At 58.4% G+C, this 15584-nt stretch carries 14 protein-coding genes; 11 read left to right on the top strand and 3 right to left on the bottom strand.

Features of this window, described 5'->3' with window-relative positions:
* Positions 1–11: 11 nt before the first annotated feature.
* Positions 12–1301, bottom strand: coding sequence for a hypothetical protein (locus IH881_10620; GenBank protein ID MCH7868138.1), 1290 nt, complete (start codon positions 1299–1301; stop codon positions 12–14).
* Between the two features lie 343 nt (positions 1302–1644).
* On the opposite strand from IH881_10620, the gene IH881_10615 reads away from it, so the two are divergent.
* From IH881_10615 to IH881_10580, 8 genes are all read left to right on the top strand, one after another.
* Positions 1645–2634 carry a DUF2167 domain-containing protein gene (locus IH881_10615; GenBank protein MCH7868137.1) on the top strand — a complete coding sequence of 330 codons (990 nt, stop codon included), beginning with the start codon at positions 1645–1647 and terminating at the stop codon, positions 2632–2634.
* Positions 2635–2668: 34 nt separating this feature from the next.
* Positions 2669–3352 (top strand): site-2 protease family protein, encoded by a 684-nt coding sequence (locus tag IH881_10610; GenBank protein ID MCH7868136.1) that lies wholly within the window; start codon positions 2669–2671, stop codon positions 3350–3352.
* Between the two features lie 330 nt (positions 3353–3682).
* A complete protein-coding gene (locus IH881_10605; GenBank protein MCH7868135.1) occupies positions 3683–4480 on the top strand; it encodes a hypothetical protein in 798 nt (265 codons plus the stop codon).
* A gap of 87 nt (positions 4481–4567) precedes the next feature.
* Positions 4568–5722: an Hpt domain-containing protein gene (locus IH881_10600; protein ID MCH7868134.1), complete on the top strand. Its 1155-nt coding sequence runs from the start codon at positions 4568–4570 to the stop codon at positions 5720–5722.
* Positions 5723–5797: 75 nt separating this feature from the next.
* Positions 5798–6160, top strand: coding sequence for a response regulator (locus IH881_10595; protein ID MCH7868133.1), 363 nt, complete (start codon positions 5798–5800; stop codon positions 6158–6160).
* The gene (locus IH881_10590; GenBank protein MCH7868132.1) at positions 6157–6648 is read left to right on the top strand and encodes a hypothetical protein; all 492 of its coding nucleotides are present in this window, start codon (positions 6157–6159) and stop codon (positions 6646–6648) included. Before IH881_10595 ends, IH881_10590 begins: the two co-directional genes overlap by 4 nt.
* 27 nt (positions 6649–6675) lie before the next feature.
* Complete coding sequence (locus IH881_10585; GenBank protein ID MCH7868131.1) at positions 6676–8409, top strand: response regulator; 1734 nt, start codon at positions 6676–6678, stop codon at positions 8407–8409.
* Positions 8410–8678: 269 nt separating this feature from the next.
* Complete coding sequence (locus IH881_10580) at positions 8679–9218, top strand: tetratricopeptide repeat protein (GenBank protein MCH7868130.1); 540 nt, start codon at positions 8679–8681, stop codon at positions 9216–9218.
* On the opposite strand, the gene IH881_10575 is transcribed toward IH881_10580, so the two are convergent.
* A complete protein-coding gene (locus tag IH881_10575) occupies positions 9215–10564 on the bottom strand; it encodes an MATE family efflux transporter (protein MCH7868129.1) in 1350 nt (449 codons plus the stop codon). The genes IH881_10580 and IH881_10575 overlap by 4 nt on opposite strands.
* A 235-nt stretch (positions 10565–10799) precedes the next feature.
* Between IH881_10575 and IH881_10570 the strand changes: the two genes are divergently transcribed.
* The 3 genes from IH881_10570 (at position 10800) to IH881_10560 (ending at position 13174) form a co-directional block, all read left to right on the top strand.
* Positions 10800–11990, top strand: coding sequence for an amidohydrolase family protein (locus tag IH881_10570; protein MCH7868128.1), 1191 nt, complete (start codon positions 10800–10802; stop codon positions 11988–11990).
* Positions 11991–12011: 21 nt separating this feature from the next.
* A complete protein-coding gene (locus tag IH881_10565) occupies positions 12012–12434 on the top strand; it encodes a hypothetical protein (GenBank protein ID MCH7868127.1) in 423 nt (140 codons plus the stop codon).
* Positions 12435–12625: 191 nt separating this feature from the next.
* Positions 12626–13174: a chemotaxis protein CheX gene (locus tag IH881_10560; GenBank protein ID MCH7868126.1), complete on the top strand. Its 549-nt coding sequence runs from the start codon at positions 12626–12628 to the stop codon at positions 13172–13174.
* Positions 13175–13202: 28 nt separating this feature from the next.
* Here IH881_10560 and IH881_10555 read toward each other — a convergent pair whose 3' ends face one another.
* Positions 13203–14867 (bottom strand): radical SAM protein, encoded by a 1665-nt coding sequence (locus IH881_10555; GenBank protein ID MCH7868125.1) that lies wholly within the window; start codon positions 14865–14867, stop codon positions 13203–13205.
* Positions 14868–15584: the final 717 nt, after the last annotated feature.

Here is a 15584-nt window from a genome sequence, read left to right as displayed (position 1 = left end):
CTAATGCCGGTCTATTGGTGTCCCCGTGAGGCGATCTTGGGCGACCGGGCGATCGTCTCGTCGGTCAGGGCCCCCGATTCGGCTATGCGCACGAGCATCGCGTCTGCGACGGCCACCAACCCCACCCTCCGCAGATGACAGCAATCGTCGGAATAGACCGTCTCGGAATGCGGCCGAAAGACGTTCTTCAGGTTTTGGGTGGTAATCCCAGCCTGTTCCAACTCCGCCAGTACGCGATCGAGAGCCTCGTAGCTCTCAGTCACGTGGTCGGTCCAAACCGCGCTGCGTGTCACGAAGCGCTTGAGCTCTTCGTCGCTGAACGACTTTGAATCTCGCACATACTGGTTGGGCTGGATGAAATGAAATAGCGAAACTCCTCGATCCTTGGCGATCAGCCCCTGCCACCTGGACAGTCGAGCGTAGAGCGCGTAGTAGTCGTCGATCTGCTGCTTTGCTTCGACCTCGTCCTGAGGCGCAAGCCGCGCGAACCCAGTTTCAACCTCGTCGTTGTTGCCGAGCGCTTTGCGGATTTCATGAATGCGCTGCGAATACCGGCTCGCCCGCCCGTTCCAAATCGCATGTGCCATGGCACTGTTCTTTAGAACGGGCTGTTGAAATAGCCGCGTCCATGATTTGGCGGCATGACTCAATTGGGTTAGCTCGCCGAGCAGCATGAGTTGAGCTGGGGTGGTATTGGGTTGGGAAAATTGGGAGAAGACTTTCTTCCAGGGAAAACGTGTCGGCCAATGATTGGCATGAGGCCGGTAAAGCGGAGTGATCTCATTGAAGCCGTCGAGGATGATCGCCGCGTCGAGTAGATCGACGAAGTAGACAAAGGTGTTGAAGGTCTGTGGCTGACGCCAACCACCGTTGGCAAGCGAGAGCACGGTGACGCGCTCAATTCCGCGACCCGCGAGCATTTCGAGCAGCCCCGCTTCGAGACGTTCTCGACTGGCTTCGTCCCCGGCGAGCTGCATCGCGACTGAGCCACCAAAGACTCCGACGACAAACTCACCTGGCGCGGACCGGTAGGGATAGTCGACGTCGCTGCGGAACCCCTGGTTGTTGATCCCCGGGGTATCCTGGCCAGTGACGTAACCAAAGTAGGGATGCAATTCGCGCGAAATCGCCCCGACCACGATCACGGGGTCAAACTTGAAGTCTTCAATCTGTGCATTGGGGAGCTGAGCCAGGAGCTGAATCTTCTCCTGCCCCATGTCGCCGTAGGCAACGGCCCGGGCGTAGCGGTTGTAACCCCAACCTGCGAGTTCGAGCGCGCCCAATATGAGGGTGGCGAACATCAGGGCTTCGACCAGGCTTTTTATGCGAACCGCGGACGACAGAGCGTCCTCCTATCTCGACAAGAACATCGACGGGTACGCCGATCAGAAAATCGACCTATGTCTACGAGTACTGCGACAGCTTCCACGACCCGCGGGCCGTGATTTTCTCGTGCGCCATCTGCCTCCGAGGATCGGCGCGACCGAGTCTATCTTGAGCTGATTCTCGAGGGATTTTCAGTAGTAACGACGGGGGGTTGCCGGTCATCGAACGAGTCGCCGAGAAAATGCGGTCCGTGAAAAGTCCGGTGCGAGGTCGGCGGCCGTTTTGCCTACACTCCGCGACCCTACGATTGGAGTTTTGATGCAGCGATTCGACATCAATAGATCTCTCACCTGCAACGGCTGGGCGGCAGCCGCGCTCGCGGCACTGCTGCTCTGCAGAATGGCCGCAGCACCTCTCGTCGCTGCGGCACAACCCAGCGATGAAGAAGCGCAGCGCTGGGCGGCAGAGTTCGAAGCAGCGCTCGAGTATCAGTCTGGTGACATCGAACTCGAGGCTGCCAACGCGCAGTTGCACCTCAGTTCCGCGTATCGCTATCTCGACCCGCAACAAACTGCGCGCATACTCGTAGAAGCCTGGGGCAACCCGCCCGGTGCCGAGACCCTCGGCGCAATCGTTCCAGCGGAGTTTTCAGTATTCGGTTCTGAGACCTGGGCCGTCATCCTTTCGTTCGACGAGGATGGCTACGTCTCCGACGAGGACGCGGCCGACATTCGGTACGACGAACTCCTGGTCGAAATGCAAGCCGAAACCCGGGCCGCGAGCGACGAACGAGAGCACGCGGGCTACAGCCGGATCGAACTCGTGGGTTGGGCCGAACCACCGTACTACGACGTCGACACCCACCAGCTGTACTGGGCCAAAGAACTGGTCTTTGGCGATGCGGAGCGACACACCCTCAACTACAACATTCGCGCGCTCAGTCGACGCGGCGTGCTGGTCATGAACGCGGTGTCTACGACGGACCAGCTATGGGAAGTGCAGAGCGCCATGCAGGGCTTGCTGCCGTTGATCGAGTTTGATGTGGGGAGTCGCTATGTCGACTTCGACCCGGATGTCGACACCGTCGCCGCATACGGAATTGGCGCGTTGGTCGCGGGCAAGCTGGCCGCCAAGGCGGGACTCCTGGCCAAGTTTGCGCCGCTGCTCCTGGTATTCAAAAAGTACGCCATCGTACTGTTGATCGGAGCGGGGGGGATTCTCAAGCGCGTATTCGGGAGCCGTAAATCGGATCCACACTCCGATCTGACGCAATCCGGGATTCCCCCTGACTCCCCCGGACATGACTAGTCTCCACCCATGATGTTGAACCCGGAGAGTGGCGTTGGATAATTGGGGCGATGGGGTGTTGTGGTACCTGGCCTTCCTGGTCTCCGTGACCTGTCACGAGGCAGCGCACGCCTGGGCGGCGTTGCGCGGTGGCGACCCGACAGCCTATCTGGGCGGGCAAGTTTCGCTCGACCCCGAGCCGCATATTCGGCGTTCGCCCATTGGCATGGTGGTGATGCCGATCTTGTCGATCATGTACATCGGTTGGCCGCTCGGATTTGCAAGCGCGCCATACAACCTCGAATGGGCATATCGCCACCCAAAACGCGCGGCGTGGATGTCGCTGGCCGGGCCGGGGGCCAATCTCGCGATCGTTGTCTTCTGTGCTCTGTGCTTTCAGGCTGGCGCCGCTTCGGGACTGTTCGTCTCCGGTGCTTCACTGCAGCTGGGTCACCTCGTAGGGGCCCTGAACGAGGGGATCTGGCCCTCCGTCGCACACGTGCTGAGCATCTTGTTCTCGATGAACCTGATTCTATTCGTCTTCAACATGCTGCCCGTGCCCCCGCTCGACGGCAGCATGGCCATTGCCCTGTTGCTCTCGGACGACAACGCGCGCCGCGTTCAAAATGCGATGCGCCGCCCAATGTTTGGGTGGATTGGGCTGCTTCTCGCATGGACCTTGTTTGGCGACTTGTTCCGCTGGGTATTCGGTTTTGTCCGAGTGTGGGTGCTGCCCTAGCAGCCTGTTGCCTGGGTTTCCCAGCTTTCGTTCGCAACCGCGGCACACCATCCTGGCTATCTCGGTAGAACACCTGAGCACCTGCTTCAGGACCGATTGAGACTGAACTGTGCAGGACGACGAGATCGAATTCGATCGCTTCGCCATCTCAAGCCCCATCCGGCTCACGTCGATATTGGAGAGAGCGCGAAGGCGATACCGGGTTGGAAAGATCTGGATTGCCTGATTTTTTTCTTTCGCAAACGAGAGGCAAGTCGTGTCCGCGTTGCTACCGGCAGCACATGGCTTCAACCGTTCGATCTTTCATCGACGAATCGAGGAGTGTGCGCAGTGCGCCGTGCGATCCTCGTAATCATTCTCTTGCTCCTGGTCGGGGCGTCCACCGCCACCGTGACAATCCTGGCCAAGCGCAGCCAGAGCGACGCACTCGCCTCAGCGAGAGATCGGCAAGAAACCATGGCGATCCTCACCACCGCCAACGTGGAGCTGGGGCTCAAGAGCGGAGACATCCAGGCGGTCCAAGCCTTCCTCCTGAGCCTGCAATCCGATGCCGCTTTCGCCGGTGGTCTGCTGCTAGATGTAGATGGAGACGCCATCCTTTCCGTACCTTCGAGCTTTACCTTGAGCGACGAAATGCTTCGCTCGACTCTTTCGCAAGGCACCGGTCGTGATGAAGACATCGCCTATCGGGTAGCCTCTCTCAGTCACGAAGGCGAAGCCATGGGGCATTTTTTGATTGCTCTCAGCGAAGAGCAGATTCATCGAGATGCAGCCGAGGCTCTCGTATTTACCGCCAAGCTCGGGTTGGCACTTCTCTTGCCGGTGACGGCCCTGATTGCCTGGCTCCTATCCTGGATGGAAAAACAGCTGCAGAAGGGCGAGCGAGAAATTCGCTCGGTATCGGGTGAGCTCTCACTCATGTTCGACAACCTCGGGCAAGGCGTGCTGACTTTCGACAAAGCCGGTCACGTAGGCCCCGTACACTCGCGCAAGGCCAATTCCATGCTGGGTAGACGCGACTTGCACGGCGTGCACATCGCGGAGTTGCTCAACTCGAACCAGAGCGAACGAGAGGAGCTGGACAACTGGATTGAACTCGTCCAGCAACCGCGTTTTTTAAAGCGCTGAGACCAATACGAAAAACTCAACCCCCTGCGTGAGCGCACCATCAAATCTGGGGATCAGACGCGTACGCTCTCCCTGGAGTACCGGCCGGTGCTCGAGGACGGGCAGCTGGCCCGAATCCTCATCCTCACCACCGACATCACCGAGACTCGGCTGGCAGAAGTTGCACTCGAGAAGCCCCGTCAACAACGTGACACGAAAGTGCGCGAACTCCACAGTGCTTTCAGCACTGAGCCCGCCATTCTCGAGCAGTTGGCCGATGTCGCCAAGGAAACCCTGCGCGAGGCCGAAGGGCTGCGAACCTCGGAAGATCTCGCAGATCCCGGGGGCAAGCTCCACCGAGACCTCCACACCCTGAAGGGCAACTCTGGGACCCTGGACTTTGATCACCTGGCAAGTGCGGCGGGCGCCCTCGAAGACCTGCTCGCCAGCGTTCGCACCCATCCGGATCCCGGCGATTGGGAGAAATGGCGCGGACTACTCCCCGAGTTGGCAGGTGCAATCGAGCGCCTGGAGGGCCTGCGGGAGAAGCGCAATGAAGGCTCTGCCGGATCACTCTCGGTCAATCGCGAGCGATTCGACTCGATCCTCGGCCTGCTTCACGCTGAAGGTATCGATGGACCGACCGCTGCACTACGCCTGGAAGCGCTCGACGCCGTGCCCTTCAGCAGATGTTGTGCCCACTATCCGCGGCTACTCAAATCTCAGGCCGAACGACTCGGCAAGACCGAACCGGAGTTGAACATTCACGGCGCCAAGCAATTGATACCCCGCTCGATCGTCCGAGTCTTCGATACCTGTCTAGTCCACCTGATTCGTAACGCCATCGCCCACGGAATCGAAGACGACGCGACTCGAGCATCACGCGGAAAATCCCGTTGGGGAAAGATCGACATCTCGGCGGAGATCGGCGACGAATGGGCAGTTCTTTCGGTGTCAGACGACGGCGCCGGCATCGATACCGAACGCCTCGTCCAAAAGGCCCTCGAAGCAGAGCACCTCAGCGAGACGGAGGCTTCAGCGCTCAGCGATCAGGACAAGCTAGATCTCGTATTCCGAGTCGGGTTGAGTTCGCGTGAAAGCGTGGATGAACTCAGCGGCAGAGGAGTGGGGATGGATGCAGTGAAACACACCGTAGAGCGGCAGGGCGGCACCATTGCAGTTCGATCACGTCTGGGTGAAGGGGTCGAAGTCACCATTCGGCTTTCCATTCGAAAGCCCGAACTGCCCGGAGTCTATGAATGAAGAACGCGAACACGCTTTCGAGCGGGTAGCACATAAAGACAAAGGAGATGATTTTGGCACGTATCATACTGGTTGATGGATGACAGCCCCTTCCTGGTGAAGCAGATCAGGAAATTTCTCGAAGCCGAGGGCCACGAAGTGGTCGCCGAGGGTCAAGACGGAATCGAGGGCGTCAACCTCTATCTCGAACACCGACCCGATTTGATTTTGTTGGACATCACAATGCCCAACAAGGACGGTCGCCAATGCCTGGAAGAGGTTTTGCAAGCGGATGACCGCGCACGCGCGGTGATCGTCTCTGCGGTGAAAGATCGCAAGATGATCATGAGCTGTCTGAATCTCGGTGCAAGAGGCTTTATCGAAAAGCCACTAAAATTCAGTGACGAAGCCTTCTGCAACGAATTCCGCAGGGTCATTCTGGAGGCCATCGAAAAATGACCATCGACGATGTCATCGCCCAGCACGTCGGCTATTTCCGAGAACTCACGCAAGATGCACTGGAAGACATGTTCGCGTGTGGGGCCAAGGTGACAACGGATGAGGCTGAGCAGGCCAGCAAGAAATATCTGACCGAAATGCCCTTTTCTGTGCGAATCCAGTTCACCGGAATCGGGAAGGAAATCTTGACAACCGGGGAGTACATCATCGCCACAGACGAACGCGTGGCCGCGGCATCGTGTGCAATCACTTCTCCGGATGCGACGAGTTCCCAGGTTGAATCGGTCGGAGAGGAATATAGCAACGCTTTCTCGGAGCTCTTGAACAGCGTAGTGGGCCAAGCAGTAATTCAACTCGAAGAACTCGGAATCCTCAAGTTTGGCACACCGCGGGTGAGCTACGGAAAGATGAGCTACGGACGCCTACAGATCCGCCGGTCGGCTCTGGCAACGTCGGCGGGAAGAATCAAATGTCTTTTTTTGCTTTGATCGCGTACGACTGGACTGAAAGAGCGCATGCCGGCAGAAGAAAATGATCTCGACGCACTGGGCAAAGCTTTGCTTGTCCAGCTCGTTCAGTGCATTTCCGGCATGACCGGTGTCGACATGGGTGCAGTCGGCACAATCTCGTCCGACGTCGAACAAAAGTTTACAGAACCCCTCGCCACCATAATTGATTTTACCGGAACCAAAACCGGAAACCTCATGGTCTCTACTGACGAAAAGACGCTGGCTTCAATTCTGAGCATGGATGATCTGCCGGCCATTCATGAGCGGAAAGCCGAACGAGCAGAATACGAAGGCCTCTTTGCAGAAGCCATGAACACCGCCGCGGGAGAGTGCCTTTCGCTCTTGCAGGTCGGCGAAAACTCCCTCGTGACCATGTACGCCCCCAAGATTCTCTACGGCACTCTTCGCTTCCCCAACGTGGTTCTGAAGACCTTCGCGCTCGAGACCCACTTTGGGATTTTTCACGCGACCGTCTCCGTCGACGCCATGCAACCCGAATTCCTCCGGCTGACCGATGAACTGCTGGCGACCAAGAGAGATCTCCAGGCCGCGCTGATAAATTCGGAGGAGCTGCGCGAACAGGCAGATATCGCGAATCGAATGAAATCCGAGTTCCTCGCCAACATGAGCCACGAAATAAGAACACCACTGAACGGCGTGCTGGGCCTCGCGGAGTCCCTTGCCGAAATCGAAGATCGGCCCGAACAGAAGGCCGACCTCGATACCATCGTAGACTCCGGAAAATCTCTACTCGCCATTCTGAATGACATCCTCGACTACTCGAAGATGGAAGCCGGCTTCATCAACCTCGAAGTCAGAGACTTCGACCCGGTTCAGACGCTTCACGATGTCGCAAGCCTATTCGAACGACAAGCCTCATCCAAGGGAATCGATTTTTCGCTGGATTTGCCGGACGAAGGATCCCATTGCCTAGTTCGCGGAGACGGCACGCGACTACAGCAGATACTCTGCAACTTGCTGAGCAACGCACTCAAGTTTACGCGAGAGGGAACGGTAACCATACAGTTCCGGCAAGAGGCCCTGGCCGACGACCTGGTGCGGATGTCCTTTCAAGTATCGGATTCAGGAGTCGGCATTGAGGCTGAAGCCCTCAGCCACATCTTCGAGCGGTTCACCCAGGCGGATGGGTCCACGACTCGAAAATTCGGCGGTACGGGATTAGGTCTGGCGATCACCCAGGGACTCGTCGAGCTCATGGGGGGCGAGATCAGTGCTGAAAGCGTTCCGGGCAGAGGGACGACATTCACCATCGACTTGACCATGGGCAGGGGTCAAGCGTCACCTGATGTCGCCGCGGAGCTCCAGACCGATCGGATGCACGAGAAGGTGGACGGCTTGAGGGTGCTGGTGGTGGACGACAACACCGTCAACCAGACGGTCGCAAGACGCATTCTCGAACGCTGGAATTGTCGGGTGGATACTGCCGATGACGGACGTGAGGCGCTGGAGTTCGTCAAGCGAGTGCGATTTGATGTGGTGTTGATGGACTGCATGATGCCGGTCCTGGATGGCTACGGCGCCACTCGCGCAATTCGAAAATTGCCCAGCCCGACATGCGACGTGCCCATCATCGCACTAACCGCCAATGCCATGGCGGAGGATCACGATCTCTGCTTCGAAGCGGGAATGGGCGGGGTGGTGACCAAGCCGATCAGCAAGGACGATCTGCTCATCTCGCTCATTAATGTCATGGGGGACTCGGGTGATCCGAGCGAGTGACACAGGGCAGCAGGCGAATGAATCGCGATCGGATGTCGATTCTGGCATAATCAGCTACTCGCAGGCGTTGGCGCCCAGGGAGTACTGAAGCCATGATGCGGATAGATTCGTCTCGATCCCTGCTCTTGGTCGTGGCATTCACTCTGTGTTTCTCACCGATCTCAGTTTTCGCGGCCGGGGGGGGATATGGTGGTGTTGGATCTGCCGGCGGCAACAAGAGCTCCGCTCGCGGTCCAGAAAGGTTCGCCGAAAGGGATTACAACCGAGGGTTGCGCAGACGCGACAGCGCCTTGAAGCACGAAGCCAGGGCAATCAGCGCCAGTTCTGAAAAGAAACGCGACAAGCAGCTGTCCAAGGCGGTCAAGGACTGGTCCGCGGCGGAAAAATACTATCGGGCCGCGATCAAGCAGTTGCCCAAGTACTATCAGGCACACTCGAGCCTCGGATATACCCTGCGCAAACTCGGTCGGTACGACAAAGCGATCGCCTCGTATGATCTCGCACTCAAATTGAAACCGGGCTACCCCGAAGCCCTCGAATACCGAGCCGAAGCCTATCTCGCCCTCGGCCGATTCGAGGATGCGAGCCACAGCTACACACGACTCCGGACGCTCGACCGCGAGAAGGCGGGCCAGTTGTTGTCGGCGATGGAAGTGTGGCTCGAGGCGCCCGAGACTTCGGCCGCCGACGGAACATCCATCAGTCCCGAAACCGTTGCCTGGCTTCGCGGTTGGGTTGAAGAACAAAGCCCGGGCAGCGATGCCGAGACCAGAGCAGTCTCATCGCCCGGGGCGGACTGGGACCGCTAACAAGGCGCATCGAACGGCTGCGCGCCTCTCCGTGTCCAGCGTCCCGTCGCGATCCAACCCGCCGTAGTGATGGTGACGAAAACCGAGCTGACGAGGCCTGAAATGAAGATCCCGCTGGGTCCGTAGTCGAGACCCACGGCGAGATACGTCCCGAGCGCCACGTTGAATATCGAGTTGGCGAGAGAGATGAAACTCAGCAATTGATAGAAGAGCATCTCGTCACCGATCTCGACCACTGCTGCGTCGCTGCTGAACTCCTCCAAAAACGGAATGCGGTAGAAGAAAAGAGCCATCGCCATCGTGATCATCAATGTCGCGTGGATCGAGAGTCCCACCCAGAGAGACTTCCACGCTCGCCTTGGATTCCCCGCCCCGAGGATCTGCCCAACCAGAGTCGCGGTCGCACCCGCGAGCGGAAATGCGATCATGGGACCCACCATACCCAGGCGCAGGCCAATCGAATAGGCTGCCTGTGCGGTGTCCCCAAAACTTCCCATCATGCGCACGAAGTAGATCGTGACGAGAAAGGCGCTGAGCATCTGCATGGCTGGGGGCCAGGCTTGCTTGATGATGTCTTTGAGTACTTTGGCGTCTGGTCTCAGGTGTCTGCGCCGAAGATGGATCCGGGCTCTGCCCCGGAAGATGACGCGGGCGATGATCGCAGTCGAAACCAGATGGCCGCAGATCAGACCGAGCGCCGCACCTCTGATGCCAAACGCCGGCAGACCAAAGTTTCCGTAGATCAGGCAATACTCGGCAAAGAGCGCGACCAAAGCCTGCGTCACCGACACCATGAAGGGGGTCGTGGTGTCGCCCGCGCCGGTCAGAATTGAATTGGTCAATAAAACGAAGATCATCCCAAAGTTCAGGATCATCACGAGTTGAACGTATGGAATGCCAACCTCGAGAACTTCAGGAGAAACGTGCATCGCCCTCAACATTGCCGCGGGAAAGAAGATCCCGAGACTGGCCATGACAACCGACAGTGCGACTCCGAGAAGAATGACCTGGCCCGCCACGTGATCGGCCGCCTCTTGATCTCCATTGCCAATCGCACGGGCAACCATTCCCTGGGCTCCAAAGCTCGCCCCCATCACCACCATGATGAATACCTGTCGCAGGGTCTGATTGGTGATGATGATCGCCGTCATCGCGTCAGTGCCGAGACCACTGATGAGCTTGAGGTCGCCGATCTGGAAGATCACTCCACCGAACAGACTCGTTGCCACCATGGGAAGCGAAAGCACCGCGAGCGAGCCATAGATACTTCCCTGGGTGTGATCGCGCCCGCGGAAGCGCTCGAGCCAACCGGGTTCGGGCAGAGCGGTTGATTGATCAGCGCTCAAATCGAGCGATCCCTGACACCCGACGCAGACAGGACTCGCATCCAGTTCCGCAATCGTAGGGGTCGTACTTCACTGGGTTTCCTCATCTCGTATGGACTTCCTATCTACGAGCGAAGCTCGTCAAGGCATCACTGCGCCACATGCCTAAATCCGTTCTACATCGTTGTCGCACAGAATAGCCTTCGTTGGGCTTCGTCTCCGCGGGGGATCGAGGACGGACTGCTAGGCTTCAGGGGTGGCAATCGCAATCGCGGGAGTGAGGATCTGGGACGGTGTTGCCGAGCACGCAACCGAAGTGCTTCAGACCCTGCGCATCGAGGGCAATCGCATCGCGGGGATCGGGACCGATGCCTCACTTCGACGTAATGCTCGCGTTCTGGATTTTGAGGGAGCGACGGCGATACCGGGCCTGATCGACGCCCACGTGCACCTGAACCTCGATCCACAACTCAAAACTCCCGACGAGCAGTTGGCGGTCGCACCCGACGTACGGCGCAAGGCAATGGAGCGACGGGCGGCCGAAATGCTCACGGCTGGGATTACCACGGCCCGAGATCTCGGCGGCGGCGACTGGTCGGAGATCGCGCTACGCGACCGCATACTCGCCGGCAAACTGCCCGGCCCACGACTTCTCTGCGCGGGGCAACCGATCACGACGCCCAAAGGACACTGCCACTTCTGGGGTGGAGAAGCGCTCGGCCTCGAGGACATCGAACGGGTGATTCGACGACAGGTCGAGCATGAGGTCGACTGGATCAAGGTTATGGAGACTGGAGGCGTGTTTACACCGGGTTCGTCACCGCGCGGCACGCAATTCGATCTGAAAACACTCAGCGGACTCGTCGAGTTGGCAGGTCAGCACGACCGGCCCGTGGCCGCGCACTGTCACGGTAGTGAGGGAATCGCGTTTGCAATCGCAGCGGGCGCTCGCACGATCGAGCACTGCTCGTTTGCCGGAGCGGGCGGCTTTGGCAGCGCGTTCGACCCGGCACTCGTGGTGCGGATGGCTGCTGCCAATCTCTGGGTATCCCCCACCGTGAACTCGGGCTGGGGAAAGCGAATTGAGCACGAGGGGGCGCCGACCGATTTTTTTCGAAGAATGTCCCACGCACTTCGACAGCTCATCGCGGGGGGTGTGCGGTTGATCGCATCGACCGACGCCGGCATCCCAGGCGTGATGCATCACAAGCTACCGGAAGCACTGGCGGTATTTTCCAAGTACACGGGGGGCTCGCCGGTCGACGTACTGCGCAGCGCCACCTCCGAGTCCGCCAATGCGTTCGGACTCGCTGACGAGACGGGCGCCCTGCGGACAGGACTTTGTGCCGATGTCTTGATCGTCGACGGCAATCCCCTGGATGGACTTGCCGCCTTGAACCGGCCCATCGGCGTGGCCGCACGCGGGGAGTGGACCCCGATCGCCTGAGTTCGCGCTAAGCTCGGCGACATGACAGCCAAGAAGACCGCCAAGAAAGCCGCGAAAAAAGCCGCGAAAAAAACGACCAAGAAGGCGACGAAGAAATCAGCTACGAAAGCGCCAAGGAAGACGGCCAAGAAGTCGGCGAGCAAAAAGCAGACGGCTGTGAAGAAGACAGCCAGCAAGGCGCCAGCCGAAAGGGCAAAGGCTGCAAAGCAGGAAGCAAAATCCGGCTTCTCATCCCTCGCTGTCAACATGGGCCATGTCTTCGCACTGCGACCCCGGGTCGGAACTTCGTTTCGACCCGACGACTTCCGCGCTGCCAAGCAGCAACTCGCAAGCGAATCCTTCAAGTCCGCCGCCGAAGCCGCGCGAACCGTCGTTAAAAAGACCGTGGAGCTTTCTCGCGGCGACGCCAATCCGCTGCAAAACAAACACCACAAGCGCTTCTAGCGTTCTCATTGCCAGCGCGGCGGCCGTTTCGGACAACAGCAAAGAGGCCGTTCATTTCGAGAATCCATCCCGGTCTCCCCCGAGACTACTTTGGACTCCACCAGCCATTGACACCCCCGAGTTAGGTGTTGAAGCGTGGATACGGTACTTCCGATCAATGAGGATTGAACTGGAGTGTCTGGAGACATATCGTGAGCATGACGGGGGGAGGATTTGCGCGTAATTCGATCGCCCTGCGGTACGTGGTCGAAGCAGCGGAAGCGGCGACGGTAGAATCCCTCGAGGGCCTGTTTGAAGACGTTCCAGTCAGGATCCACCAGAGCGAGGTGGGAATCGACCGCTCCCCCGAATCTTCCATCGCCAGCGTCATCACGCTTTCGGGCCAGGTCTCTGGACTGATCTCCTTACACGCGTCGCAAGCCCTGGCCGGCCATATCGGTCGAGCACTCCTTCAGGCAGAGAAACACGAAGACCTGACCGACCCCGAGATTCGCGACGCGTTTGGTGAACTCTGCAACATCATCGCTGGCAACATCAAAACTCGGTGTTTAGAGCAGCTGGCGGTCAAAATGGAAATTGGTATCCCAACCGTCATCATTCCCAGAGAAGGTGTCGGCGTCCCTCCGCCCACGCCAGACATCGCAGCTGCAATCATCCATGCAAAAGTGGCGTTCTGTCCGCTGACTCTCTATCTCTGCCTTTCCGTAGTACCCCGCCCCTATACTGATGATTCCGGCTGAGCGCTGACTTCGAAGCCGACGCAGGGTCCTACACCGCGCTCGAAGCGTCGCGATAGTTCACCGCGTCTGGGTCGCGATTGAGCTTCCAGACAAACCACCGCAGCTGCGCGAAGAGCACCAGATAGCGAGCGTGTTTGCTCACGATCTCCCAGCCATAACGAGCATAGAAGCGAATTGCGCTCTCGACCGGCAGACTCGGTCTCCGTTCATGGCGTGACTTCATGCGAAAGTAGCCGCCGTCGAGCGGATGCAGCCCTTCGATCGACAAGCCACCGTGAAACCACAGCACCATGTTGGACAGCTTTCGGGTCTTGATGCCGCATGCACGTGCGCGTCTCAACAATGTCTTGATGTGCTCGGGGGTGTAGTAGCGACTCCAAGCCACTCGATAGGCTTCTCGCCACTGCTCTGGCGACATCAGTGGATGGGCGGTGGTCACGTGGAATGTGTCGTAGTTGTTCATGTCCGCATCCATCGCGATACCCGCGTCAAAGAGCTCTTTGTGGTCCTGAGAACCGGGCAGAGGCGTCAGGACGAAGAACTCGAGAATGTCCACCGGCAGCTCGCGCTGAATGATTTCGACATCGCGGGCCACCGTTTCGGGCGTGTCACCCGGAAAGCCAATGATGTAGCCCGCAAATATGATTACACCCTGATCATGCCAGGCCTGCATCATCGCCCGGTACTCGGAAAACTGGTTCTGCCTCTTCCCAGCACTCTTCAGTGCATCTGGATTGATGCTCTCGAGTCCGATGAATACCTTGTTGACCCCCGCCCGACTCGCCTTTGAAATGAAGCCAGGGATCTTGTGGCACACCGTGTCGACTTGGATCGTAATATTGATCTTGATTTTCTCTTGTTCTCGGATCTGAATCAGTCGGTCGAGGATCGATTCCCAGTCTCGATTCCGCGCAAAATTGTCGTCGGTAATGAAGAAGTTGTGAACGTCCTGCGAGAGATTCGAGCGGATGATGCGCTCGATGTCGTCCGCGTTGCGGCGGCGAGACTTCCGGCCCTGCACGTTGATGATCGTGCAGAACGAACACTGAAACGGACAGCCCCGACCGGCATCGAAGCTAGTCTGTACTCCCATGCCGCGAACGACGACATCTCGGGGCAAGAAGGGGACGGGCTGTTCTTCGAGTCCCGGCAGGTCGTTCAGGAAATTGTAGATGGGTTTCATTGCACCGTTTGCGGCGTCGCGCAGCAGATCGTCCAGACGACCTTCCGCTTCTCCGGCGTAGAGCGACACACCAAGGTCAATGGCTTCTTGCAGGTCCGGCTGCACCCCCGGCAACATGGCCAGGCAGCCGCTCACGTGAAAGCCGCCGATCGAAACCGAGATTCCCGCCGCCCGAAATTCGCGAGCGAGATCCATGGCGCGGGGAAACTGATTGCTCTGAACACCAACCAGTCCAACCAGGCCACCCCCCGCGCTGCGAATCTGCTGAATGATCTTTGGCACATCGATGCGCGAATTGGACTCGTCCAGCGCGTGGCACTCGATCTCGACGTGGTCACCGAGCACGCGCCGCTCGATGCAATCCGTCATCAGCCCATACAAGGTGGCCAACGTGTTCGAAGGAACAACCGAGCGCTTCCACCGGATCACATAGCCGTCGTCATCGTAGTGCGAGGGCTTGATGAGAATGACCGGGAAGCGCACAAATTGGGTCTGTACCGCCGAACTCATAGGCATTCTATTCCTATTTGGAAAAATCAGCACTGAGATGCTTGGTGGCGGGTCTGAGGGAGGTGTCAGGGAGTTAGCAGTTCATGCCCGGGATAGGCAAGCAAATCGTCACACTGGAAGTCAATCCGAGACAAATACCGAGTCCCAACCCGCTACGAACAAGGATTTGGGCTGTCATTGGAGTGTTAACTACCCCTCCTTCTTTGAACAGCTCACGCGGTGAGGCCAGCTGAGGCTGGCTTGTAGCTGGGATCGAGAAATAGGGTTGATTGTGGGTTGAGGGGGTGAGGTTGTTGCGGGACTTTGGGGGTGAGGCGTGGGGGGGTTTGCTTGGCGGGGGTTGGGTGCCATTTGGGCAATGAGGGAAAGGGTGGTTGGGGGGTGGTGGGTTGGTGCGGGGTGTGGAGGTGGCGCGGACAGGGGGTGAATGAAAGTTTACGGGTTGTGGTTGTATTTATTTTGTTTATCTGACGCATTATTGGGTTGATAAGGGCGATGGTTCCTGCTACAGTAGAGGCATGGCAGTAATCAAGCAGCTCGAACTCGCTGACTATGTCTTGCAGAAGCGCATGACCTCTGGGCATGGGGGGCTGGGGCCAAACGGGTTGGGCGGGGCCAGGTGCCTCATCGACAACGAACTAGTTTTCAGAAACTTACTCCCGCCCATGTGACGTTGCGTGTTGTCAAGGGGCTCTCAAACCTTCGGCGACGATCACT

The organism is Myxococcales bacterium, from assembly GCA_022563535.1.
Classification (GTDB): Bacteria; Myxococcota_A; UBA9160; order UBA9160; family UBA4427; genus DUBZ01.
This window is presented reverse-complemented; position numbering and strand designations above follow the sequence as displayed.